Here is a 727-nt window from a genome sequence, read left to right as displayed (position 1 = left end):
ATCCGGGTTGCGGACAGTGTCTGGTGGGTAGTTTGACTGGGGCGGTCTCCTCCTAAAGAGTAACGGAGGAGCACGAAGGTTAGCTAATCCTGGTCGGACATCAGGAGGTTAGTGCAATGGCATAAGCTAGCTTGACTGCGAGAGTGACGGCTCGAGCAGGTGCGAAAGCAGGTCATAGTGATCCGGTGGTTCTGAATGGAAGGGCCATCGCTCAACGGATAAAAGGTACTCCGGGGATAACAGGCTGATACCGCCCAAGAGTTCATATCGACGGCGGTGTTTGGCACCTCGATGTCGGCTCATCACATCCTGGGGCTGAAGTAGGTCCCAAGGGTACGGCTGTTCGCCGTTTAAAGTGGTACGCGAGCTGGGTTTAGAACGTCGTGAGACAGTTCGGTCCCTATCTGCCGTGGGCGCTGGAGAATTGAGGGGGGCTGCTCCTAGTACGAGAGGACCGGAGTGGACGCATCACTGGTGTTCGGGTTGTCATGCCAATGGCATTGCCCGGTAGCTAAATGCGGAAAAGATAAGTGCTGAAAGCATCTAAGCACGAAACTTGCCCCGAGATGAGTTCTCCCTGACTCCTTGAGAGTCCTGAAGGAACGTTGAAGACGACGACGTTGATAGGTCGGGTGTGTAAGCGTAGCGATACGTTGAGCTAACCGATACTAATGAACCGTGAGGCTTAACCTTACAACGCCGAAGCTGTTTTGGCGTGAAGAGACAG

The 727-nt window shown here is 54.1% G+C and carries 1 rRNA gene; it reads left to right on the top strand.

The features are described 5' to 3' along the window. Window positions 1-693: ribosomal RNA gene (locus tag M8014_RS00115) — 23S ribosomal RNA — on the top strand; the annotation flags it as partial. Window positions 694-727: the final 34 nt, after the last annotated feature.

This window comes from Silvania hatchlandensis (genome assembly GCF_025564065.1).
Taxonomy (GTDB): Bacteria; Pseudomonadota; Gammaproteobacteria; order Enterobacterales; family Enterobacteriaceae; genus Enterobacter; species Enterobacter hatchlandensis.
This window is presented reverse-complemented; position numbering and strand designations above follow the sequence as displayed.